The sequence below is a fragment of the Exiguobacterium sp. s122 genome, from assembly GCF_018618475.1.
Lineage (GTDB): Bacteria > Bacillota > Bacilli > Exiguobacteriales > Exiguobacteriaceae > Exiguobacterium > Exiguobacterium himgiriensis.
In genome coordinates this window covers 43,071-66,501 of record NZ_JACSMD010000001.1, presented here as the reverse complement: position 1 = coordinate 66,501, position 23,431 = coordinate 43,071, and the positions used below count along the sequence as shown (strand labels likewise).

The window sequence follows — 23,431 nt, the reverse complement described above, 5'->3', positions numbered from 1 at the left end:
GGGACGGCGCTTGAGTTTAAGACGAAGCGGGAAGAGGGTACTACGCAAACTGTGTAGAAAGGAGTGTTTTTTTATGAAAGTCATCTCATTTATTCTCCCCGCCTATAACGAAGAAAAAAACATTCCACTCATCTTTGAAGCCATCCACGAGCAATTCGAGGGGAGCCCGTACGACTATGAGATCGTCTTCGTCAATGATGCGAGTACCGATCGCACGTTAGACGCTATCAAGCAATTAACAATCCACCATGAGGCAGTTCGATACGTGTCGTTCTCTCGAAATTTCGGGAAAGAGGCTGCCATTCTGGCCGGACTTCAGCATGTGACTGGGGATGCCGCCATCTTGATGGATACCGATCTGCAACATCCTCCGGCCCTCATTCCACAAATGATTGACGGATACGAAGAAGGCTATGATCAAGTCATCGCTAAACGTGACCGGACCGGAGAGAGCGGCATACGTAAACTTGCTTCTCAAACGTACTACAAGTTAATCAATAAAATCGTCGACGTCGAACTCGAAGACGGGGTCGGTGACTTCCGCCTCCTCAGCCGCGAGGCGATTGACGCCTTGTTACGCATGAACGAGAACCACCGCTTCTCGAAAGGGTTATTCTCTTGGATTGGAATGGAACAAAAAATTGTCACGTATGAAAATGTCTTACGGCAAAACGGCGAGACGAAATGGTCGTTCAACCAGCTGTTTAATTATGGGGTCGATGGTTTAATTTCGTTTAACTCGAAGCCGCTCCGGTTCTGTTTTTATACGGGCGTCTCGATTTTGATTTTGTCGATGCTCTACATCTTGTTCACCTTGTTCGGCATCATCCAAGACGGTGTCGAGACACCTGGTTACTTCACGCTCATCTCGGCGATTCTGTTGCTCGGTGGCATCCAGCTCGTCAGCCTCGGGATTATCGGGGAATACGTCGGACGCATCTATTTCGAGACGAAACAGCGTCCCGCCTATTTGATTCAAGAAACCAATATGCAAAGGAAGAGTGTGAATGAACAAGCGAAAGGCAGAGTTTATAAGATTCATCGTCATCGGGGGAATTAACACCCTCAATTACTATTTGATTTACATGTTGTTTCATCACGTATGGAAAGTCGGCTATGGGGTTTCTCATGTGGTGGCGTTCACGCTCAGCATGGTCGCCTCTTTCTTTTTGAACAGCTATTTCACGTTCAAAGTCAAACCGACGTTACGAAAATTTTTGCAGTTCCCGTTGACGCAAGTCGTCAACTTCACGGTCACGACCGTCTGTATTTATCTACTCGTCGAACAGCTCGGCGTCTCGACGTCAATCGCCCCACTGTTTGCTATCTTCATTGCCGTACCGGCGACGTTCATCGTCACGAGTAAAATTTTGAAACGCGAGCAGACGACCGTATGAAGAACGTCAAGCTGATCGTCGCCGCGTTTCTCGTGTCAATCGTCGCCCATGCATTCTTCATCTATTATCAGTCGCAAGGCGGCTACATCGCCGGACCGAACGACGGCTTGTCGCAGATGGTCCCATTCAAACATTTCTTGTACGAGACGTTTCATAAAGGCAACCTCGTCTATGCGGAAGACTTCGGTTTCGGTGGTGGCGTCATCACCCAGCTCGCCTACTATTATGCGACGTCTGTCGTCTTTTGGCTCACCGTTGTTGTCGTCTCGTTATTTGACGTACTGGGACTCATCACGCCGGACCTCGAGCTTTGGTTACAACTCGCGCTCGTCGTCAGCATCGTCCGTTTAGCTGTCATCTTCGTCTTGACGACCTATGCGTATCGACTCTTTCACGTCCAGACGCTTTACGCGTTCGTCGGCGCCGTCGTGTACGGCGTGTCGGTCATGTACATCCGACACGTCACGTTTTGGGAGTTTTTCGCGGATGCCTTTTTATGGGTGCCGCTTCTCGTCATTGGACTCGAGCGCATCATCCGACTCGGTCGGGCGGACCTGTTTATCGCGGTCAGCGCCCTGATGCTCGTCAACAACTTCTACTTTGCGTACATCAACTTGGTGTTCGTCCTCGTCTACGTCTTGTTCCGCCAGTTCATCCGTTTTCCGGAAGATCGGCTCAGACGTCGACACCAATGGTTGCTCTATAGTGGGTCTGGGGTGCTCGCACTATTGTTGAGCGCGTTCGCGTTCATTCCGGCCACCTACGGCTTTCTGCAGAACGAGCGACCGTCACTCGCCCATGACATCCCGTGGCTCCGCCCTGATAACGTGTTGTACGATAGTACGATTTTAATCGTTCCAGCCGCTTTCGTGTTGCTCGCGCTCTATCGTCCCCTCTATCGCCATACCGCGTTTCGGCTATTCGCGTCGATGAGCCTCTTGTTCATCGTGCTCCACTTCAGCCCACACGTCGGCAGCTTCTTTAACGGGTTCTCAGCGCCACAGTTCCGCTGGGAGTACCTCGCGAGTTTCACGATTGGCGGTGCGATTGCGGTCGGATTGTCGCAGTGGCGATTCGAGACGAACGCCTTCCTGATCGCTGCAACCGGAACAGTCACACTCTATCTCCTTTTTGGTCTAGTAGGTGATGTCGCGACGTGGGAAGTCGGTGTTGTCATCTTCTTCTTGATGCTCGCCACCGTCGCGTCGCTCTGGTGGAAACCCGCGCTTGCACCTTACGTTCTGATCGCGTCTTGTCTCATCGTCTTCAACGGCTACACAAAGCTCGTCCTTCACGACAAGTCGATCGTCAATACGAATGAGACGTTCGTGAACAGCTCACGTTACGACAGTCCGGAACAGCGAGAATTAATTGAGCTTGTACAAGAAGAAGCTGGACCGCTCGAACGGCTCGATTGGATGGTCCACTTGCGCAACAATACGCCCATCGTCCAGTCGTTCCTCGGAACGAGTCTGTATTCAAGCATTTTGAACGGGAATTTGCTGACGTTCTATTGGCGTGATCTTGAGATTGATATGTTGCGTGAAAGTGTGAGCCGCTACGGCACGCTCGGCAATCGCGCAAACTTGCATCACCTTTTGTCGAGCCCTTACTGGATGCGCAACCAAAACGTGTCGAGCGAAGCGCCTTATGGCTTTAATCTTCTTGCTGAAACAGAACGTTACGCTGTCTATGAGAGCGAGACACGGCTTCCGTTCGTCCGGACGACGACGTCCACATATCGTCAAGCCGACCTTGAGGACGCCTCGGTATTGACACGTGAGCAGGCGATGCTCTCGGGCGTCATCTTAGACGATGGAAGTGAGACGCCGACCCCGGCCCGTTCAATCGACTTTACGACAGAAGACGCCGAAGCCGCACTCCTCGGGGCTACGCTCCGCGTCACTTCTGAGGAAGGTGGAATCGACTTGATTCCAGACGTACCAGAGGATGCGACAGGCGACTTGTATGTCTCGTTCAACATCCGGAAACTTGAAGGAGACGGCTTCTTCATCAAGCTCGGTGGTTACCGGACGACACGAAAGCCTGAAGCCTCGATTTATCGGACCGACCTCACCTCGATGACGCTTCGCACACCGCTTACTGACCGTGTGCCGTTACGTCTTCCGGAAGGCACGTACGCGCTCGAGAACGTGACCGTCGAATGGGAAGATTATACGACACTCGAATCCGCGCTCGACGAGGCGGATGCTCGTCCGGACATCCCGGTCACGTGGGACGGCCCCGACCTCGACTTCACGGTCGAGGACGCCGCATCGGGAGCGTATGCCGTCCTCCCGGTTCCGTTTGAGCGAGGATGGAGTGCCCGTGTTAACGGAGAAAAGCGCGACGTCTTACAGGCGAACTATGCGTTCAGCGCGATTCCTCTCGATGAAGGACGAAACGACGTCGAATTGACGTATCGTCCGCCGTTCTTCACCGTCACGACCGCGCTCAGTTTGCTTGGTCTCGGCCTGTTCGTCGGCTATCTCTTCTATCTGCGCCGCAAAGAGCATCCGTTCACGTGAACGGATGCTCTTCTTCTTGCATGATTTCACTCGAACTCTTTCGGTGATCGAGTCGTTTTGACATATTGATTTTATAGGCGAGGTTCGCTTCGTAATCTTTCGAGAACACACCGGCGTACAGCAAATCGAGCAGGCAGTGCGTCGAGTCGTTCGAGGTAAAGCTACCAATCTTTGAATAAAGACGTTCCCGCGTCGTTAACCGGAGCGTACAATCCGCCTCGCTCGAGATGGCGTTCTCGCCGACACTCGTCAAAACGAGAATAGGAATACGACGCTGTTTTAAATACGGGATGAGCCGAAGCGTCGTGTCACTTTCCCCTGTATAGGAGATGAGCAGTGCGCACGTCGTCTCGTCAGAGTTGGCCGCTTCAAACTCAGGATCGACCTCACAAAGCGAGACGTGTTTTCCGATTCGGTTCATCTTCGCTTTAAAGTCGTGACAGAGCAATAGATTATGGACGATTGAAAAAATTTTGATGTGACGTGCCTTGTGAATCATCGTTACGGCTTGTTCGAACGCCTCATGATCGAGAAGCGACAACGTGTCCTCAATCGTCATCTGTTTCAAGGCAGCCATCTTGTTCGCCACCGCCATCAATCCGTCTTCGGGCGCGAACGGGTAGTTGGCATCCACGTCTGAGAAGTGACGGTTCAAATAATCGATTTCCTCTAATAGCCCTGCTTTCAATTCGACCCAGCCGGTATACTCGAGCTTATGGGCGATTCGGCTCAAAATCGACGGATGGGTATACGTCGCCTCGGCGATTTGCTTCATCGTCTTCTCTTCAATCAATTCACGTTGCGCAAACAAATAATCAATGACGGCACGCTCAGACGGTGAAAATCCCGTCTGTTTCAATTTTTCAGTTAGTAACAATGGAAGCCCTCCTGTAAATGAAATTCACAAAAATAAAGCTGATTTCGTTTTTATTTGTAAACGCTTTCGGAGTTATCTCGTCACCTCTTGTGTTCGTGTATCCCTATTTTATACTGAAAAAGAAGACAGGATACATCCACATCATTTACACATGTGCTTTATTTTTGTGAAACGAAAAGGAGGAGATTGTTTTGACAACCGGAATCAAGCTCGTCACGATTGGTGGCGGTAGCAGCTATACACCAGAATTGATGGAAGGCTTCATTAAACGCTATGAAGAATTGCCGATTCGAGAAATTTGGCTTGTTGACATCGAAGCAGGGAAAGAAAAGCTCGAGATTGTCGGAAAGATGGCACAACGCATGTGGGACGCCTCGCCGTATGACGTCGACGTCCATTTGACGCTCGATCGTCGAGAAGCGCTTAAAGACGCAGACTTCGTTACGACCCAGTTCCGCGTCGGCTTGCTCGACGCCCGGATTAAAGATGAGCGGATCCCGCTCTCGTATGGCATGGTCGGGCAAGAGACGAACGGGGCCGGCGGCATGTTGAAAGCGTTCCGGACCATCCCTGTCATCCTCGACATCGTCGAAGATATGAAACAGCTCTGTCCAAACGCGTGGCTCGTAAACTTCACAAATCCAAGCGGCATGGTGACCGACGCGATCATCCGATACGGGAAATGGGAAAAAGTCATCGGGCTTTGCAACGTACCGGTGCATGCGATGATGGCCGAGCCAGAACTGATCGGGAAGAAGCCAGAAGAATTGACACATTCATTCGCCGGATTGAATCACTTCCACTGGCACCGAGTCCATGACTTGAACGGGACAGATGTTACAGGTGAAATCATCGCCAAGATGCACGAGGATGCTTCCGGCATTCCAGCCAATATTCATGAGATGCCGTTTTTCAAGGAACAGCTAGAGCAGATGAACATGATTCCATGCGGTTACCATCGTTACTATTATCGCACCGAAGAGATGCTCGCCCATATGCTCGAAGAGTACCAGGACCCGGCGATCGGGACGCGGGCCGAACAAGTGAAGCAAACGGAAGCGGAACTGTTCGAACTGTATAAAGACCCACATCTCGACCATAAGCCAGAACAACTGTCTAAACGTGGCGGCGCCCACTATTCAGACGCGGCGTGTGAGACGATCGCCTCGATTTACGCGAACAAAAACACGCACATCGTCGTGTCGACAAAAAATAATGGGGCCGTCCCAGACCTTGCCCCGGACGATGTCGTGGAGGTGTCCGCCTATGTCGGAGCGACGGGCGCGAAACCAATCGCCTTCGGTTCGCTCGCGCCGGCCGAGAAAGGCTGGCTCCAAGTCATGAAAAACATGGAGCTGTGCGTCGAAGAAGCGGCTGTGACCGGTGACTATGGCCTCGCCCTCCAAGCGTTCATCCTGAATCCGCTCATTCCAAGCGGTGAAACTGCGAAGCGGGTTCTCGATGAACTCCTGATCGCGCACAAAGACCACTTGCCTCAATTCGCCGAGAAGATTGCCGAGCTCGAAGCAAGCGGTGTGACCATTAAAGACGGTGTCGTCCGTTCGCTCCACCCAATCGCACAAGTATAATAAAAGCCGACGCATTGATAACAATGCGTCGGCTGTTTACATTATTTGATCAACTCGAGGTCGACTGGGATGTTTTCTTCGACCGTCTCCCCTTTTAAGTGATTGACGGCAGCTTCGACACCTAATTTTCCAATCTCCGCTGGTTTTTGCGCGACCGTTGCGGCCATCGTTCCGTCTTCGACTGCTTTGACGGCATCGTCCGTCGCATCGAATCCGATGACTTTGACATCGCTCAAGCCCGCGCTATTCAGTGCTTGGACAGCCCCAAGTGCCATCTCATCGTTATGGGCGAACACTGCCACGATGTCTTTATTGTCTTGGAGAATGTTCTCCATGACCGTCAACCCTTGGGCCCGGTCAAAGTTGGCAGATTGTTTTGCGACAACGTCAAGCTTGCCATCGATTGCTTCATTGAAACCTTGGCCGCGATCTCGTGTCGCAGACGCCCCTGGAATTCCTTCAAGTTCGACGACTTTCCCGCCTTCACCGACGAGCTCGACCATGTAGTCCCCGGCAAGCTTCCCACCGGCCACGTTATCGGACGCGACGTGTGCGACGACTTCACCTGACTCGGCGTTCCGGTCGACCGTGATGACGGGGATGCCGGCATCGTTCGCGCTTTGGACAGCAGCGCCAACCGCTTCAGAATCGGTTGGGTTGATGAGAATCAAATCCATTCCTTTTTGAATCATATCTTCAACGTCACTGACTTGTTTGGCCGCATCGTTTTGTGCATCTGCGACCGTAAGTGTCGCGTCGAGAGCAGCCGCTTCTTCTTCCGCACCGTCTTTCAAGGCGACGAAGAACGGGTTATTCAATGTGGAGATGGAGAGGCCAATCTTGAAGTCACCGTCTTTCGTTTCCTGCTCCGACCCTGTCCCCGGCTGTTCCGTCGAACACGCTGCCATGAGTACCATTGTCAATACGAGTAGCCAAGCTGTCCATTTTTTCATCTTCCGTTTCCCCTTTCGATGATTACGCGTTTTGTTTTCGATCAAGGAGTACCGCGAACAAAATGACGGCTCCTTTGACGACAAGTTGGAAGAACGATGAGACCCCGAGCAAGTTCAAGCCGTTGTTCAACGTTCCGATAATGAGCGCTCCAATGAGCGTCCCGACAATCCATCCACGACCACCAGCTAAACTCGTCCCCCCGAGGACGACGGCGGCGATCGCATCGAGCTCATAGGACGTCCCGGCCGTCGGTTGTGCCGAGTTCAGACGTGACGTCAAAATAATGCCGGCGAGTGCGGCGAGCATACCAGATAACGAGTAAATCATGACTTTCACTTTATTGACGCCGATTCCCATCAACTTGGCGGCTTCTTCGTTCCCACCGATGGCGTACGTATGGCGACCAAACGTCGTCTTCTTCAAAATGAAGTACAACACCCCGAACGCAATCAACATCGTAACCGCCGGCACCGGAATGATCCAGAAGTAACCGCGTCCGAGCATCTCAAACCACGTCGAATCCCCAAGTCCCGTAATCGGACGGCCGTCCGTATAAACGAGCGTCATCCCCCGATAAATCGTCATCGTCGCGAGCGTCGCGATGAACGGGGCCACTTTTCCGTACGTGATGACGGCCCCGTTAAATGCTCCAAGTAAGGCCCCTGCAATGAGACCGAGTGCGATTGCCATGACGGCGTGCTGTCCATCGACCATCATCCCGGCGACCAACGCCGACGATAACGCCAAAATCGAACCGACCGACAAGTCGATCCCTCCCGTTAAGATGACGAACGTCATCCCAAACGCGATTAGGGCGTTGATTGATACTTGGCGCAAGACGTTAAAGATGTTGTTGAGCGATAGGAAGCCTGGCTCGAGCGCCGTCACGACAACGATGATGACGAGTAGACCGAACAACGGTCCTAATTTTTGACCCCAACCGAGCTTTTGCGGTCGATTTAATGCAGTCGCTGCTTTTAATTCCATTTCACTGTCCTCCTGTCGCATAAGTCATGACGCGCTCTTGTGTCGCTTCTTGTTTCGTGAGCCTCCCGGTGACGACGCCTTCACGCATGACGACGATGCGGTCACTCATGCCGAGCACTTCTGGTAAATCGGATGACACCATGATAATGGCGACACCGGACTCGGCCAGTTCACTCATAATCGTATAAATTTCTTTTTTCGCGCCAACGTCGACCCCTCGCGTCGGCTCGTCGAGGATGAGGACGTCCGGTTCGACGCCGAGCCACTTCCCGAGCACGACTTTTTGTTGATTCCCGCCCGAGAGCGACTTCACTTTTTGCTCCATCGAATGATGTTTGACGCGTAGCTTCTTCAAATAGCTATCGGCGAACTGTTCTTCCGCCCGTCTCGAGATCATCGTCCCTTTCGCTCGTCGGTCGAGCGTCGGTAGCGAAAGGTTTTCGCGAAGTGAAAAGTCGAGGAGCAACCCTTCACCTTTACGATCTTCTGTCAAGAAAGCGATGCCGTGATGAATCGCGTCACTCGGCTTTTTGATACGAATCGGTTTTCCATTCAGCTTCACGGTTCCCGCCTTGGCTCGGTCTGCCCCGAACAAAGCACGCATCACTTCCGTCCGTCCGGCTCCCATGAGTCCGGAGAACCCGACGATTTCACCGGCACGGACATCGAACGAGACGTTGTGGAACCGGTTACCTATCAATCCATTCACTTCGAGCACGACATCCCCGATCGTCGCTTTCCGGTCCGGATAACGTTCACCGATTTCTCGGCCGACCATCTCTTTGACGATTGCTTCGAACGATGTCTCGTCGATCCGGTGCGTACCGATCGACACGCCGTCACGAAGGACGGTGATGCGGTCGCACAGTTCAAAAATCTCTTCCATCCGGTGTGAGATATAGATGATGGAGACCCCTTGGTCACGAAGCGCCCGTGATACCGCGAACAAAGCCCGAATCTCGCGGTCGGTGAGCGCGGCCGTCGGCTCATCCATGACAATGACTTTCGCGTCCGTCATGAGCGCCTTGGCAATCTCAATCATTTGCTGTTGACCGACCGATAAGTTTTTCGCAAGCTCATCGACTTCCATGAACACGTTCAACTCAGCTAAATATTCGCGAGCGCGGCGTTTCATCTCTTGTTGCTTGATGACACCGAACGCTCCTGTCAACTCGCGACCAAGAAACAAGTTCTCCGTCACGGTCAGCTCCGGCAAGATGTTCAGCTCTTGATGGATGAAGGCAATGCCTTCACGCTCTGCTTCTTTCGGATGTTTGAATTGACGAACCGACCCGTCGATGACGACTTCGCCTTCGTCTTGGGCATGGAGCCCGGTCATCACTTTCATGAGCGTCGACTTCCCGGCCCCGTTCTCCCCCATCAACGCATGAATCTCGCCAGGAAGGAGCTCGAAATCGACACCTTTTAACACGCTGACCGGCCCGAACGCTTTATGGATATGCTTCAATTCGATATGCATCGAATCCCTCCTTAAAATATGACGCCAGCATGCAAGATGACGTTCGCGTAAGGTGTCGCCTCTCCTGTCCGGATGACAACTTTCGCCGTTTCAACTTCCCGTTTGAACGCTTCGTGCGAACAGGTCTTCACCGTCTCGAATCGTTCGGTCAACGCTTTCGCAATCGGTTCATTTTCGGTGAACACTTCGTCGGCAATCGTGATCTGCTCGATGACCATGTCCGATTCAACTGCGTCCAAGACGTCAAGGAATGACGGCTCCCCGAGACGAAGTGCCAAATCGACACGTTCGACCCCGTTCGGGATGGGTAGACCGCAGTCGGCGATGACGATTTTATCGGTATGACCAAGGTCAGCAAACACTTTCGTCAAATGACTATTCAAGATCCCATGTTTTTTCATTACACTCGCTCCAATCGCATCATGACTTCTTCTCGCGTCGGCATGCCGCCCTGGGCCCCAAACCCTTCAACGCTCATCCCAGACGCGACAACCGCGAATCGTGCCGCCTCGAGTAACGTATGGCCTTCAACGAGACCGACCGCGAGCGCGCCGTTGAACGTATCGCCCGCTCCTGTCGTATCGACGACGTTTGCTTTGATGGCAGGAATCTGTTGAATCACGTCCCCGTCATAGAAACGGATTCCCCGCACGCCTTCGGTGACAATCAACTTGTTCGGGAACCGACGCAACACATCCTCGATCGGCACGTCCCCGAACAAATCACGGCATTCATGTTCGTTTGGCGTCACGTACGTCACGTTGTCGAGCAATTCTTCAGTGAGCGGTTGAGACGGGGCCGGGTTCAACAAAACCGGAATGTTTCGTTTTCGACAGTAGGCCCCCACGTGTTCGACCGTCTCAAGTGGAATCTCGAGTTGCAGCAAGACGAGTGTGTCCTCGTCGAGTAATGCGTCGAGTTCACCGTCTGTGAAGCGTACGTGTTTGTTGGCTGATTGAACGACGACAATCGAATTGTCGCCTTCGGCGAGAACGATGTGTGCCGTCCCAGTCACATCTTCTACTGTCTGTAGATGACGTGTGCCAACTTGATGCGTCTCAAAATTTTGGCGGATGCTCGTTCCGAACGCATCAATGCCGATACATCCGGCCATCTCGACCGCCCCGCCTAATTTAGCGGCAGCGACCGCTTGATTGGCTCCTTTTCCGCCGGGTACGGTTTGGAACGTGTTCCCAATCACCGTCTCTCCGGCGCGTGGACGTTTATCTGTCGTGACGACCAAATCCATCGAGATACTCCCAATTACTACAATCCGGCTCATCTGCCTGACCCCTTCCCTCTCGTCGTTTGCCGTTCCGTCAACGTAACCGGCAACAACATCTCTTTTGTCTCTGTGTCTCGTTTTTCAATCAAATCGATCAGCCGCTCTGTCGCGAGACGTCCCATCTCATAAATCGGTTGCGCAATCGTCGTCAGTGGCGGTGACGTCATTTCGCCGAGCTCAATGCCGTCATACCCAATCACCTGTAAGTCTTCTGGCACGCGTACGTGACGGCGGACCGCTTCTTGAAGCACGGCGGCGGCGATGACATCGTTCGCTGCGAACAAGCCATCAAACGGCCAGTGTGCGTCAAATAACGTTTGCGCGGCCGTGAGCGCTTCTTTGAACGTGAAGTTCGAATGGGTCATCCCGATGAGGCGATCTCCTGCCACGTCAACGAAGCCCTCGGTACGCCGCTTCACGGTCTGTAATTGCTCTGGGCCAGCGATATGGGCGAGACGCGTCGCGCCGGAGGCGATGAGTGTGTCGGCCGCGAGGCGCCCCCCTTCATACCCGTCCGAGATGACCGCATCGATGCCTGATTTCACGATTCGGTCAAGAGCGACCATCGGCAAGTCGAGCTTTTCATAGTTTGGATTATCCGAATGATTCGTCGTAATAATTAAGCCGTCCACATGCATCGTCTGTAAGGCGACGAGATAGCCCTGCTCTTTCTCGAGTTGCTCGTCCGTATTGCATAGGACGACTTGATACCCATGCTGATTGGCGACATCTTCAATCGCCCGTGCCAGTTGCGGGAAGAACGGATTCGTGATGTCAGGCATGATCAACCCGATTAACCCGGACGTCTTTGTAAATAAAGACCGTGCCACACGGTTCGGTGCGTAATTGAGGTCAGCGATGGCCTGCTCGACGGCTTCTCGGGCTTCGGCGCTCACGTATCCGTTCTTGTTCATCACACGGGACACCGTTGCGACGGAGACGTTCGCTCGTTTCGCCACTTGTTTAATTGTTGCCAACTCAAAACCTCCTTTTGGTAACGCTTACAAACACATCATAATGTGTAACCGGTTACATATCAAGCTTTATTTTTAAAAAATCCGCCTGACTCACTGTGGAGCCAAGCGGTTCATGTATGTTTCTCGTGTGATGACATAGACGAGACTCGTTACCGTGCGCCCGTCTAGCCGCGTCAACTGTTGCGTCGTCGTGAATGAATAGGTGAATCCGCACTTCTCGACGACACGTCGCGACTGTGCGTTGAAATCGAAATGCCCGCACCAAATCCGTTCGAGTCCAAGGTCGATGAACCCGTGACGCAACATGGCCCAGACGTCTTGGTCGGCTTGGAACATACGGATGACGTCGCGCGTCTCCTCAAGCGATTGATGCGGTGCCCATCCCGCGCTCGGGCCGACCCGGTCGTCTTTCGCATAAGGATACATCATCTCCGCGTCATCGAGTAAAAAGGCGCGAAGCCGTAAACGTTCTGTCTCAAGTTGAATCATGCTAGACTCCTTCCCATCGTTTTTCTCCTTCTCGATCAGGGAATGAATGGATTAGAGGAGGGATGACGATGCCGTTTGATTATGATTTAGATTTTGACTCAATCAATTTCCGGGAACAGCCTGAACTGTACCGTGTTGGCCGCGGGGAGCAAGGGGTGCTACTCGTCGAACCGTATAAGAGTGAAATTTTGCCGCATTGGCGCTTCAAGACGCCGGACATCGCCACACAGTCGGCGGATGAAATTATGGAGCTGTTTGAAGCCTATCGTAAGAATGATGACTTTGTCGGTATGGACATGGCCCGTAAGTTCATTCAAATGGGTTACACACGGGCGCGTCGCTATGCCAACTATAAAGGCGGACGCAAATATAAGGCGGACGGTGACATCCACGAGCGTGACATTGATGAAGAAAAAGCCGAATCGGCCCGCATCTTTAAAGAACGCTGGGATCAAATCCGAGCCGATGAGGACTATTTGAAGCGAAAAAAGGCGCATCAACGTCAATACGGATAATTAGTTGACCATGACGAGAAACTCGGTCGCCCCTTTTTGAAACGATGCCACTTGCCGGAAGCCGACGCGTTCGTACAGTCGAACCGCTCGCTCATTGAACGACGCGACGGTCAATCGGACAGGCTTCCCGCTCCGCTTCGCCTCAGAAAGTACCAGCTCAAGGAAGTTACCGCCTCGCCCCTGTCCCGTCAAATCTGGGCGCATGCCAAGACCAAGGTCAAGATGCACATCATCGTATTTGTATGTATCGTTCGGGACTTGAGCGTACACACCGAGGCAATAAAAGCCAATCAGCTCACCTGCTTCATGGACAGCCTGATAATGCATCAGTTCTTCGAGTCCTGATTGTGACGGAGTTTGATTATAGAAATCATACGGTGCCTCGTACGTCCACGACTGAATCGCACGGGCGTTTTGTTCTGTCATCGGGTCACACTTCATGTCGTTCGCTTCTCCCATTCTTCATTTTTATTTCGGTCCATGGAGCATTTCATCGTAAATCGCGTAGTCGTTTTTGCCGTCTTGCTTGATTTGATACATCGCTTGATCGGCTTTATGAATGAGCGTATCGAGGTCGGTTCCTTGTCCGGGAGAGAGGCTGACACCGATGCTTGCCCGAATCGGAATCGTCTTTCCGCCGAGTGAGAACGGGTTTAAGGCGAGCGTCTCTTGTAATTGATGGACGAAATCAAGGTGACTCGACTCATCCATCTCTGTTAAAAAGATGTAGAACTCGTCACCGCCGACCCGGGAGGCGAGGCCACTGTCCGGTGTGATCGAGTCGAGCAACGTCCCAAGATGAATGAGGAACTCGTCGCCAACTTGGTGACCGTACGTATCGTTGATGCCTTTGAACCCGTCCAAATCGAGAATGATGAGGGCAAGGGTGTCCGCTTGAAGCAAGGCTTGATCGGCTTGCTCGTAGAATGCTCGGCGATTGGCGAGTTTTGTGAGCGGATCGTGATAGGCGAAGAAGCGAATCGTCTGTTCGGCCTCTTTAAACGAATGCACGTCTCGAATGAGAATCATGCCATGGACTTTTTGGTCGATATAGACGAAGTCGCCATCGATGACGACGTAGCGTTCTTGCCCCGTCTTTGTCTGAATCTTCGTCTCAAACTCGAGAAACTTCTTTTGGGCCTGAAAATGTTGACGGTAATGGTGACACCATTCTTCTCGTTTTTTCTCTGGTAACAAGTCGACGAAGCGTTCATTGACAACTCGTACCGTGTGGAACAACGTTCGAGCGGCCGGGTTGGCGCTCTCGATTCGTCCGTTGTCATCGACGAGCAAAATCGCAGACGGGTTCAAATTGTAGAGCGTCCCGAACCGTTTCGCATAAGACGCCAAGAAGTCGAGTCGATTCATCGCCACGACGAGCGCAATCACCCAGACGAGTCCTCCATACATATACCCGTAAGGCGGCATCGTTCCACGGAACTGGAAATAGCCGAACACGATGTCCCAAACGAGGACGGCGAGCGCTGTCCAAATGAGCATGCGTAGCACGCGCTGGTGCTCGACCCGCTCTGCCCGTTTAAGCGCATAGACGAGCAAAAGGACGACGAGAAAATGGAAGATGTTCCCCATCGTCATCGTAATCAGGTAAGAAGCGTTGAACTCAGGATAAATCCAAATCCCGACTTGGTCGAACCGTTGGCTGTTAATGATGTTTTCTTGGCGGATGAACGTCAATGCGACCGGGATGAGTGGTAAATAGAGGACATACGGATAGAGCCATTTCGGAAGCCTGGCTCCGACACCGGTCACGTTAAAGATAAAGTGGACCGAGCACACAAAAATCAAAATCCCGGCGTTCCCGAACCAATATGTCACAAAAGCCGGACTGAGTTCGATCGGCGACAAATGACGGCTGAACTCTGCCAAGAATAACATCGCATAACCGAAGACGAACAGACTGAGGAGCCGATGTTCGACTTGTCTCGGATTTCGAAGCAACACATCTAGTGCGAGATGGCTGAGCAAGAAGGCCGGTAGCAAATAAACGACCATATACGTAAACAGTGCGGTCATGGATGGACCCCTTTCTCAAGACAGATACGTCTCTACTTTCTCTATCGGATGCATCGTTTCCTTTATCGAGTCGATGCACGCACATAAAAAGGCGAGCGGAAGTGATCCGCTCGTCTCGACTCGTTATAACGTGTCTTCGATTGCCGTATCGCCTTTGACGAGGTCAATCGCTTTATTGTAGGCCGTATCGCGTCCAATCACATGGGCGAGGAAGGCAGCCACATCAGCACGTGGGATTTCGCCAGTCGACACGTCCCCCGCCTGCACTTTCCCGGTGCCGGCATCGTCTGTCAATGCCCCTGGACGGACAATCGTGTATGCGAGCCCGCTTTCTTCGAGTATACGGTCCGCATGATGCTTCGCTACGTAATACGGTTTCATCTTATCCGGCCATGCCGCGCGATCTTCCGCCTTCAATGCACTCACCATGACGAACTGTTTCACCCCTTGTTGCTTCGCGGCCTCGATGCTTTTCGCCGCCCCGTCTAAATCGATCAAGAGCGTCTTATCAGCTCCTGTATGTCCGCCAGAACCCGCTGCAAATACGACGACGTCGGCACCATCGATGGCGTCCGCCAGATTCGCAACATCGCCTTCGAGGTCCCCGAGCACAGCCCGATAGCCGTCCTGTTTAAATTTCTCCAGTTGTTCGTCTTTTCGTACCATCGCCGTCACGTTATGCTTGCCCTCTTCGTGTAAGCGTTGAACGAGCTGTTTTCCAATTTGTCCGTTCGCACCAATTACAAATACGTTCATTTGTCTTCCTCCTCGAATCGAATTCAGAGACACTTGAAACGTCGTGTGGCTGCTGCCACGTCCGGCGCCGAAGCGATGGCCGAGATGATGGCGACCCCGTCTGCCCCGTCATGTCGAATCAACTCGACATGTTCAGGCCGAATGCCCCCAATCCCTACGATCGGGAGTTCCGGATACGTTGCCCGCACTTGCCGAATGAGCGTCGTGCCGTTCACTTCCCCGGCGTCCACTTTTGAGTTCGTCGGAAAGACGGGACCGATGCCGACATAGTCCGCATGCGCTATTGCCGTCGCTGTTTCTTCGAGCGAGTGGACGGAAACACCTAGCCATTTATCTGCCCCAATCATCTGCCTGACGCGATGAGCTGACACATCTTCTTGTCCGACATGCACCCCGTCTGCATCAAGCTTCAATGCTAACTCAACATCATCGTTTACGATAAACGGTACGCCGTACGCACGACAGAGTTGAAGTAACGTCCGAGCCACCGCTTCTTTTTGATCTCCATACAGTGCCTCATTTCCTTTTTCGCGAAATTGAAAACATGTGACACCACATTGCAATGCTGTCTCGACCGTTCGGAAGATGTCTTTCGTATTCGTTGTCCCACAGATAAAGTAAAGTTCTAATTGTTCAGCGAGCTCGGCTTGTCGTGATTGTTTCAATCGTCACAGCCTCCTCTCCGTGCATCCCGTACGCCCAATGGTTCGTCGGTCCATGCCCTGAACCGATCTCAAGGCCATGGGCAATCGCACTTTGAATGAACCGTTTTGCTGTCACGGTCGCCTCGATCATTGGACGACCTTTAGCGAGCTCGGCCGTGAGCGCCGCCGAGAACGTGCACCCAGTGCCGTGCGTGTCTTGCGTCTGGATGCGCGGTGCCGAGACGAGAAACGCTTCTGACGCCGTCAAGACGAGGTCTTCCGCACGTTCGCCTTCAAGGTGTCCTCCTTTTAGGACGACGACTTTCGCACCGAGCGACAAGATGCGCTCTGCCGCTTCAAAACGATCTCGGGATGAGCGGATTGTCAGTCCTGTCAGTACTTCCGCTTCCGGCACGTTTGGCGTAACGACGGTCGCGAGCGGTAACAAGGACGTCTTGAGTGCATCAACAGCTGCATCTTGAAGTAATGATGCGCCACCTTTTGCGATCATGACCGGGTCGACGACGAGCTGTTTGAACGCATGCCGCTTCACTGCAGACGCGACGGCCTCGATGCGACTCGCATCGAATAACATCCCGGTCTTGCATGCCTCGATTGAAAAGTCAGCACCGATCGCATCGAGTTGTTGTGCGAGCAAATTTAGCGAGACTGCTTCGACGCCATGCACGCCACGTGTATTTTGAGCCGTGACTGCCGTCAAGACGCTCGTCCCGAATACACCGAGTTCTTGAAACGTCTTCAAATCAGCTTGAATGCCGGCGCCTCCGCCTGAATCGGAACCGGCGATCGTCAACACTTGTGCGCGCTTCATGATACCACCTCGATTCGGTCGCTCGGTAGTTCGATTGCGGTCATCTTCCCAAGCTCGTTCAAAAAATGAGCCGGAAAATCGCCAGGGCCATCAGCACGCATTGTCGCGAGCTCCCCACAGCGGGCGTACCCGGCAAGTGCCGTCGACGTCGCGGTCATCGCGTCAGCCTCGACCGCAAGAAACGCACCGACGATCGCACTGAGTAGACAGCCGGTCCCGGTCGTCCGCGTCATCGTTTCGGTTCCCCCTTTGATTTCAATCGTCACGTCCCCGTCGCTGACGACGTCCGTCTCCCCGGTCACGGCGACGACACAGTGATATCGTTTAGCCGCCTCGCGCGCGACGTCTGTCACGTCATGCAACGCTTCTCCAGCATCGACCCCACGCGTGTGGGCCGTTCGGTCAATCAATGTCGCAATCTCACCGGCGTTCCCCCGGATGACCGTCACCTGCACCTGATCGAGGATCGCAGTCGCTACTTGACGCCGAAATGATGTCGCGCCGACACCGACCGGGTCGAAGACGATGGGACGACCCGACTCGTTCGCGGCTTGCCCCGCCCGAATCATCGTCGCTTCCGTCGTCGCATCGAGCGTACCGATGTTTAATACGAGCGCATCGCTCACCGTCGCCATTTCCGCCACTTCTTCGATGGCTGATGCCATGACCGGCGATGCTCCAATCGCGAGCAATCCGTTTGCCGAAAAGTTCGCGACGACGATGTTCGTAATGTTATGGACGAGCGGTCGCTCGACCCGAACGTTATCCCACAAATCACGTTTCATCGGTTCACCTCCACCGGAACAGCCCACGTCTCAAGCGTCCAAGCCATCTGCCAAAACGCCACTTCGTAATAACAGCTCTTCAAGAACGATTGGCGATAACGTTTGCGTTCGGTTTCTGTCGCTTGCTCGGCCAAGACATCGAGCCGTTCAATCTGTTCTTCAACGAGTTCACGGAACCATTCTGACCCATACGTCGCAATCCAAGCCGTATAAATCGGGTGGTCCGGTTTTGCATCTTTCAACCGTTCGCCGATTTCGTAGTATACCCAGTAGCACGGTAAAATCGCCGCGAGCACGTCCCCGAGTGTCGGTCCGGCTTGTTGCATATGCATGGCGTACGCGTAGGCGGTTGGTGCCGGCTCAAACGCTCGTCGCTCTTCCTCGGTCACGTCAAGCATCGTGAAAAACTCACGATGTAACGCGTGTTCCGCCTCAATCGTGTGAAGGGCATGGGTTAAAAATCGGCTCGACAGTTCCATGTCAGGCGCGACGATCGCGCCTCTCGCCTGTACTTTTGAAAATTGGTTCAAATAATACGAGTCTTGCATCACATAATGGCGGAATTTCGCTTCGTCGAGCGTCCCTTCGCCAAGTGCTCGGACGAACGGGTGGTCAAAACTCGCTTGGAATAAGGCATCCGCCTCTTGTCGGATTTGTTGGGTGAACGTCATGTTGAACTCCTCCTTTTTAGTATGAAAAAACGCCGCCTCCCATAACGGAAGCGGCGTCGGACATACAGCGTGAGAAGAGTCGTTTCGCCCACTTCCCTCCGCTAGCGTGAACTAGATCAGGTTCAAAGGGTCTGGACCTCGTCCATCTCAGCCGCGTCATGCGACTCCCCTAGTGGCAAACATTATGAAATTCGGTCGTCTTCGGACACATCATACCAAGAATCACACTAAAATCAAACCGTTTCATCCCATTCTCTCTGTTTGAGGCACCTGATCGAGGAAACAGTTTGTTGAAAGGGGTGAGAAGATGAATACCATTTTACTAACGGTGGCACTCTGCTTTATTGCATTAAACGTTGTGACATTTTTACGGCACAAAACACATCGTCAGACCGGGTTCGACGGGCGTTTCTTCAGTCATTTGTTTGTCAGTTTATGCGTCATCATGATCGGATTCGCCGTCATTTATTATGCTTTATCGCGCGATGGTATTGTCCTTGTAACGTCATTAGAATCGATGACGGTCGTCGAACCGACGTGGCAAAATTTACTTTACTTCAGCGGGGTTACCCTGTTATCGATTGGGTTTGGCGATATGCTTCCGATTGGTCCAGCACGCATCTTTGCTCTGATCGAGGCGGCCATCGGTGTTTTGCTTCCAACCGCATTTTTCATGAAATCTATGTACAAAAAAGAAGACTGATAAGCAGCCTTCTAGCGTCCGGTAATAAGTAAATACATGTTAAATGCGACGAGTCCGAGTGGAAACATGGCGATCACAATAATCGGCCATTTTTTTGTTCGAAGACCGACAAATAAAAGCAGGCTCCCGACTAGGAGCGCGATAAACGTGGTATACGGATTCAAGCGTCATTCCCCCTTCTATATTGGGGGATTTCCCGACTACGTGAAAACTTAATCGTTTGAATACCAAAGGGTAGAATACGCAGCACGTAATTGCTGGACTTCCTCTGCGCGATCGTCGAACCCAGCGCAAATCGCTACGCGACGACTCACTTGTTCAAAGTGATGTGTCATCGTTTGGAATGCCGCTTCAATTGACACCGTATCGTGAGCCTTATAGCTCTGTAAATAGGCTTCCCATTCCTCAGATTGGACGTAATGATGAAGCCCGTCACCTGATTTACCGATATTCACCGTGAAGTCTGTCGCAAATCCGACGTTCCATGCCATCATTTGCTTCCACATACTCCGCATAATCGTCAGATGGTCAAGCGCATAGAGTATCTGTTTCCGACGTAATCCTTTTATGACATAAAGCGAGACCCACCAAAATTCATTCCAACATTGCTCATAGTCAAATGAATTCGGCCGCTTGACGCGATACGTCTCATCGGACGAGATGGGCTGACCGGCGATTTCGTCTTTGTCGAGAAGGACGAGACTGAGTGAGTCCGCTCGTAACGCCGTCTCGAGATCACAAAGCGGACGAACGGTCAAATCGATGCGGTGGCCAGCCTCGTATTGAACCAGATACGCATAACGATTGTACGAAGTGTGTTCTTGTACCTCATCCGGACGTTGTTGGAGGAGCACCACGCCAAAATGGTCAATCCAGGACGAATCGCGAAGAAAAGCATACATATCCCGTACAAAGCAAGAGACATCGACATCTTGATAATCATCCCGATCCACGTTCGGATTGGCGAGCGACCCGTTTAAAACGAGGACCCGGACGTTATCGTCTCGGTTCATGAACTCACACAACTGTTCGAGCACTTGCTCATTGGTCATACGACGTTCGCTCCGAGTGAGCGGGCGATTTGAACCGCCTGCATGACGTCAATCGTCGCTTGTTTCAAAATAACGTCTGAGAAATCGACACCGTCCATCTCGGCCGAGGCGAAATCAGCGCCTGTACAATCGGCATGCTGCAACACGGCACGTGACAACACGGCGTTCGTCCAGCACGATTCTTTCAAGTCCGCACCGTATAAATCCGCCTCGATCAATCGGACGCCGGACCAATCCATCTTGCGAAGTGGTGCGTGCCGCATATTGACGAACGACCAGTCCCCGCCTCGGACGATCGTCCCATCGAACGCACAACCTTCAAACGAAGAGCCTGTCATCTTGCATTGGTCGAACTCCGATAAGAACAGGTTCGCTCCGGTGAACGTGCAGTTCAAAAACGAGCTCCCGCTATGCCGTGAGGCGTTCCACTTTGAATCGGTGAAATCACAGTTAATGAATCGACACTGCTCGGTCTCCAACTCGGTCGCATCGATATACGTGAACCGACAATTTTCGAACGTCGTCTTGGTGAGCTGGACGTCACGGAGTGTCTCATCGCGAAAATCTAATCCTTCATATCTTTCGTTTGATTGAAACATAACCTGCCTCCTTGGCGTATACTGGAAAATAGTAAAAGAATGGGAGTGATGAAGATGGATATCGTATTTCCGACCGAACACGGAACGTTCAATTATCGTGTCGCCGGCATTTGGGTACAAGACGGGCATTTACTCGTTCACCGGAACGTGAACGATGACTTTTGGGCGTTACCGGGCGGCCGCGTCGGCATCGGCGAAGAAGCCGAGCTCGCCTTGACGCGGGAGCTCCAGGAAGAACTGAACGCCGCAGTGACGGGCACGACGTTCGCATTCGTCTCCGAGAATTTTTTCACGTATCTCGAGCGGACGGTTCATGAGATTGGCCTCTTTTTTTATGTATCGGGGGACCTTCCGCTCCGGCGCGGAGACTTTCACGGACCGGAAGGCGATCACCTCATCTATCGTTGGCAGCCGCTTGAGGCGCTCCGTGAGTTGAAACTGTTCCCAGAGACGCTTTATGCGCTACCGCAGTCATTACCGCCCCACTTTATCGACCGTTGACGATAAAATGGATTTCAATTCGTGCAAGTCTTGAATCTCATACGTCGTCTCCACCGTTGCGGCTATCTCGTGCGGATTGTACCAGCACGTGTCGAGTCCATACATACGTCCCCCGGCGATATCCGCCGTCAACGAGTCACCAACGATGAGTCCACGTTCCGGCGTTACGTTCGGCACGCGGTCGAACACATAGTCGAAGAACGGTTTCATCGGCTTTTGCGACCCGGTCGCGTCCGAGACGAACACGTCTTGGAAATACGGCAATAACCCGGATGCCTCAAGCCGCTTGAACTGGGTCTCTGTCACCCCGTTCGTGACGATATAGAGCGGATACTGCTCGCTGAGCGTTTGGACGAGTTCGAGCGCCCCGTCAATGATGTGCACCCCGGCGTGCAGATGATCGCGATAGCGCTGTTCGACTTCATGGGCATCGATGGCAATGCCGAGCGTATCGAACAGTTGTGTGTGCCGGCCCATCAAGACGTCGTCTCGCCCGACTTCACCGCGCTCGAACGCGCGCCATAATCCGTTGTTAATTGTCACGTATTGTTGTTTCAACGCATCCGTCATTTGCACGTTGTGGGCAGCGAGCAACTGCTCTAAGGCGACGTGCTCGCTCTGTTTAAAGTCGAGTAACGTATCGTCGACATCAAATAAAATCGCATCATATCGTTTCATAATGTGTATTACCCCTCTCTGCCTCTAATGTACAGGAAGACACCGGCAAGTTCAAAAAGAGTGGGTTATCAGCAAAACATAAAAGACGAACCAATAGCTTGTCGCTTTGGCTCGTCGCTCACATTCGCCTCACGGGCGATTTTTTTTATAATCGAATGCGTCTTTAAGCGAGCGTCCCGCCTCTTTCACGGCACGCTTTGCCTCAGGGACGTAATAATAGTAATTGGCAAATCCATGAATCAACCCCGTGTAGTTACTATACGTGACAGGGACACCGAGACTGATTAATTTGTTCGCGTACGCTCGGCCAACGTCGCGAAGTGGATCATATTCCGCCGTCAGTAATGTCGTCGACGGCAATTGCCCGAGAAACGGTGAAAAAATCGGCGCAGCGTACGGGTGTGTCAATTGCTCCTCTTCAATGAAATATTGATGTTGGAACCAGCGAATCAGCTGTTCATCAAGCAAGTAGCCGTTCGCATACTCGATTAAGGAGAGCGGAATATTTTCTTCCGTGCCGGTGGCCGGGTAAAGCAACAGTTGATGCAACACATTTGGCCCGCCTCGTTCAATCGCAATGAGCGCACTGACCGTTGCAAGCGTCCCGCCGGCACTGTCCCCGCCAACGGCGATTCGGTCTGGGTCGATGCGAAGGGTCTCGGCATGTGCCGCGACCCAATCGAGTGCGTCGTATGCATCCTCGACTGCGGCAGGAAATTTATGCTCTGGTGCGAGCCGATAACCGATTGAGATGACGGTACAGTTTGCCACATTGGCAAATGTCCGGCAAACAGCGTCGTGGGTCTCGATGCTACCCGTGACGTAACCGCCCCCATGAAAGTAAACGAGCACCGGGGCCGTTTGGTCGGTCATTCGATAAATTCGCGCCGGGATTTCTCGTCCTTGAAGCGGAATCATGCTGTCCTCCACGTCAAGGACATGCTCTTTATGTTGAAACCGGGTCATCATTGCGTCTTCTTGTCGTCTCAATTCGAGCGGATCCAATCGGTCGTACGTGGCCGGTAAGTCATTTTGCAGCTGGTTCAAATAAAATTGAATCGTCGGATTGACTGGCAATGGGAATCCCTTCTTTCTCTT

Annotated in this window: 27 protein-coding genes and 1 riboswitch; of the genes, 7 read left to right on the top strand and 20 right to left on the bottom strand. The window is 52.5% G+C overall.

Annotated elements, in window-relative coordinates:
• Positions 1-73: 73 nt before the first annotated feature.
• The 3 genes from KNP92_RS00420 to KNP92_RS00410 are packed head-to-tail and all read left to right on the top strand — an operon-like array spanning position 74 to position 3,925.
• Complete coding sequence (locus KNP92_RS00420) at positions 74-1,060, top strand: glycosyltransferase family 2 protein (protein ID WP_214835397.1); 987 nt, start codon at positions 74-76, stop codon at positions 1,058-1,060.
• On the top strand, positions 1,008-1,397 hold the full coding sequence (locus KNP92_RS00415; protein ID WP_214835395.1) for a GtrA family protein: 390 nt from the start codon (positions 1,008-1,010) through the stop codon (positions 1,395-1,397). The genes KNP92_RS00420 and KNP92_RS00415 overlap by 53 nt, the downstream gene beginning before the upstream one ends.
• Positions 1,394-3,925: a YfhO family protein gene (locus KNP92_RS00410; RefSeq protein ID WP_214835393.1), complete on the top strand. Its 2,532-nt coding sequence runs from the start codon at positions 1,394-1,396 to the stop codon at positions 3,923-3,925. The genes KNP92_RS00415 and KNP92_RS00410 overlap by 4 nt, the downstream gene beginning before the upstream one ends.
• On the opposite strand, the gene KNP92_RS00405 is transcribed toward KNP92_RS00410, so the two are convergent.
• Entirely contained in the window at positions 3,918-4,802 is an 885-nt protein-coding gene (locus tag KNP92_RS00405) for a MurR/RpiR family transcriptional regulator (protein ID WP_214835391.1), read from the bottom strand. The genes KNP92_RS00410 and KNP92_RS00405 overlap by 8 nt on opposite strands.
• Positions 4,803-4,993: 191 nt before the next feature.
• Between KNP92_RS00405 and KNP92_RS00400 the strand changes: the two genes are divergently transcribed.
• Positions 4,994-6,391, top strand: a complete 1,398-nt coding sequence (locus tag KNP92_RS00400; protein ID WP_214835389.1) for a 6-phospho-beta-glucosidase — start codon at positions 4,994-4,996, stop codon at positions 6,389-6,391.
• A gap of 41 nt (positions 6,392-6,432) precedes the next feature.
• On the opposite strand, the gene rbsB is transcribed toward KNP92_RS00400, so the two are convergent.
• The 7 genes from rbsB to KNP92_RS00365 form a co-directional block, all read right to left on the bottom strand.
• Positions 6,433-7,344 (bottom strand): ribose ABC transporter substrate-binding protein RbsB, encoded by a 912-nt coding sequence (gene rbsB, locus KNP92_RS00395; protein ID WP_214835387.1) that lies wholly within the window; start codon positions 7,342-7,344, stop codon positions 6,433-6,435.
• Between the two features lie 22 nt (positions 7,345-7,366).
• Complete coding sequence (locus KNP92_RS00390) at positions 7,367-8,332, bottom strand: ABC transporter permease subunit (RefSeq protein ID WP_214835385.1); 966 nt, start codon at positions 8,330-8,332, stop codon at positions 7,367-7,369.
• 1 nt (position 8,333) lies between these two features.
• On the bottom strand, positions 8,334-9,812 hold the full coding sequence (locus KNP92_RS00385) for a sugar ABC transporter ATP-binding protein (RefSeq protein WP_214835383.1): 1,479 nt from the start codon (positions 9,810-9,812) through the stop codon (positions 8,334-8,336).
• 11 nt (positions 9,813-9,823) lie between these two features.
• Positions 9,824-10,213, bottom strand: a complete 390-nt coding sequence (gene rbsD / locus KNP92_RS00380) for a D-ribose pyranase (protein ID WP_214835381.1) — start codon at positions 10,211-10,213, stop codon at positions 9,824-9,826.
• Complete coding sequence (locus KNP92_RS00375; protein WP_214835373.1) at positions 10,213-11,094, bottom strand: ribokinase; 882 nt, start codon at positions 11,092-11,094, stop codon at positions 10,213-10,215. The genes rbsD and KNP92_RS00375 overlap by 1 nt, the downstream gene beginning before the upstream one ends.
• Positions 11,091-12,074: a LacI family DNA-binding transcriptional regulator gene (locus tag KNP92_RS00370; protein WP_214835371.1), complete on the bottom strand. Its 984-nt coding sequence runs from the start codon at positions 12,072-12,074 to the stop codon at positions 11,091-11,093. The genes KNP92_RS00375 and KNP92_RS00370 overlap by 4 nt, the downstream gene beginning before the upstream one ends.
• Positions 12,075-12,164: 90 nt before the next feature.
• Positions 12,165-12,563 carry a GNAT family N-acetyltransferase gene (locus KNP92_RS00365; RefSeq protein ID WP_214835369.1) on the bottom strand — a complete coding sequence of 133 codons (399 nt, stop codon included), beginning with the start codon at positions 12,561-12,563 and terminating at the stop codon, positions 12,165-12,167.
• Between the two features lie 68 nt (positions 12,564-12,631).
• On the opposite strand from KNP92_RS00365, the gene KNP92_RS00360 reads away from it, so the two are divergent.
• The gene (locus KNP92_RS00360; RefSeq protein WP_214835367.1) at positions 12,632-13,078 is read left to right on the top strand and encodes a DUF4385 domain-containing protein; all 447 of its coding nucleotides are present in this window, start codon (positions 12,632-12,634) and stop codon (positions 13,076-13,078) included.
• Here the strand turns inward: KNP92_RS00360 and KNP92_RS00355 are convergent, their stop codons facing one another.
• From KNP92_RS00355 to tenA, 7 genes are all read right to left on the bottom strand, one after another.
• On the bottom strand, positions 13,079-13,504 hold the full coding sequence (locus KNP92_RS00355) for a GNAT family N-acetyltransferase (protein ID WP_251136341.1): 426 nt from the start codon (positions 13,502-13,504) through the stop codon (positions 13,079-13,081).
• 42 nt (positions 13,505-13,546) lie between these two features.
• The gene (locus KNP92_RS00350) at positions 13,547-15,112 is read right to left on the bottom strand and encodes a GGDEF domain-containing protein (RefSeq protein ID WP_214835365.1); all 1,566 of its coding nucleotides are present in this window, start codon (positions 15,110-15,112) and stop codon (positions 13,547-13,549) included.
• Positions 15,113-15,235: 123 nt separating this feature from the next.
• The gene (locus KNP92_RS00345) at positions 15,236-15,868 is read right to left on the bottom strand and encodes an SDR family oxidoreductase (protein ID WP_214835357.1); all 633 of its coding nucleotides are present in this window, start codon (positions 15,866-15,868) and stop codon (positions 15,236-15,238) included.
• 23 nt (positions 15,869-15,891) lie between these two features.
• Positions 15,892-16,533 carry a thiamine phosphate synthase gene (gene thiE, locus KNP92_RS00340; RefSeq protein ID WP_214835355.1) on the bottom strand — a complete coding sequence of 214 codons (642 nt, stop codon included), beginning with the start codon at positions 16,531-16,533 and terminating at the stop codon, positions 15,892-15,894.
• Complete coding sequence (gene thiD, locus KNP92_RS00335) at positions 16,502-17,344, bottom strand: bifunctional hydroxymethylpyrimidine kinase/phosphomethylpyrimidine kinase (RefSeq protein ID WP_214835353.1); 843 nt, start codon at positions 17,342-17,344, stop codon at positions 16,502-16,504. Before thiD ends, thiE begins: the two co-directional genes overlap by 32 nt.
• On the bottom strand, positions 17,341-18,129 hold the full coding sequence (thiM, locus tag KNP92_RS00330) for a hydroxyethylthiazole kinase (protein WP_214835351.1): 789 nt from the start codon (positions 18,127-18,129) through the stop codon (positions 17,341-17,343). The genes thiD and thiM overlap by 4 nt, the downstream gene beginning before the upstream one ends.
• Complete coding sequence (gene tenA, locus KNP92_RS00325; protein ID WP_214835349.1) at positions 18,126-18,800, bottom strand: thiaminase II; 675 nt, start codon at positions 18,798-18,800, stop codon at positions 18,126-18,128. Before tenA ends, thiM begins: the two co-directional genes overlap by 4 nt.
• A gap of 76 nt (positions 18,801-18,876) precedes the next feature.
• Positions 18,877-18,981, bottom strand: a riboswitch (TPP riboswitch).
• A 126-nt stretch (positions 18,982-19,107) separates the two neighbouring features.
• Here tenA and KNP92_RS00320 point away from each other — a divergent pair.
• Positions 19,108-19,503: an ion channel gene (locus KNP92_RS00320; RefSeq protein WP_214835347.1), complete on the top strand. Its 396-nt coding sequence runs from the start codon at positions 19,108-19,110 to the stop codon at positions 19,501-19,503.
• An 11-nt stretch (positions 19,504-19,514) separates the two neighbouring features.
• Here the strand turns inward: KNP92_RS00320 and KNP92_RS00315 are convergent, their stop codons facing one another.
• From KNP92_RS00315 to KNP92_RS00305, 3 genes are read right to left on the bottom strand one after another with little or no spacing between them, the layout of a single operon-like run.
• Positions 19,515-19,667, bottom strand: a complete 153-nt coding sequence (locus KNP92_RS00315) for a hypothetical protein (protein ID WP_214835345.1) — start codon at positions 19,665-19,667, stop codon at positions 19,515-19,517.
• A gap of 48 nt (positions 19,668-19,715) precedes the next feature.
• Positions 19,716-20,555, bottom strand: a complete 840-nt coding sequence (locus KNP92_RS00310) for an aminoglycoside 6-adenylyltransferase (protein ID WP_214835343.1) — start codon at positions 20,553-20,555, stop codon at positions 19,716-19,718.
• Positions 20,552-21,154, bottom strand: coding sequence for a pentapeptide repeat-containing protein (locus tag KNP92_RS00305; RefSeq protein ID WP_214835341.1), 603 nt, complete (start codon positions 21,152-21,154; stop codon positions 20,552-20,554). The genes KNP92_RS00310 and KNP92_RS00305 overlap by 4 nt, the downstream gene beginning before the upstream one ends.
• Positions 21,155-21,208: 54 nt before the next feature.
• On the opposite strand from KNP92_RS00305, the gene KNP92_RS00300 reads away from it, so the two are divergent.
• A complete protein-coding gene (locus tag KNP92_RS00300; protein WP_214835339.1) occupies positions 21,209-21,655 on the top strand; it encodes an NUDIX hydrolase in 447 nt (148 codons plus the stop codon).
• Here the strand turns inward: KNP92_RS00300 and KNP92_RS00295 are convergent.
• Both KNP92_RS00295 and KNP92_RS00290 read right to left on the bottom strand, forming a co-directional pair.
• Complete coding sequence (locus tag KNP92_RS00295) at positions 21,629-22,333, bottom strand: YjjG family noncanonical pyrimidine nucleotidase (protein WP_214835337.1); 705 nt, start codon at positions 22,331-22,333, stop codon at positions 21,629-21,631. The two genes, KNP92_RS00300 and KNP92_RS00295, sit on opposite strands and share 27 nt — an antisense overlap.
• 129 nt (positions 22,334-22,462) lie before the next feature.
• Positions 22,463-23,410, bottom strand: coding sequence for an alpha/beta hydrolase (locus tag KNP92_RS00290; protein WP_214835335.1), 948 nt, complete (start codon positions 23,408-23,410; stop codon positions 22,463-22,465).
• Positions 23,411-23,431 lie beyond the last annotated feature (21 nt).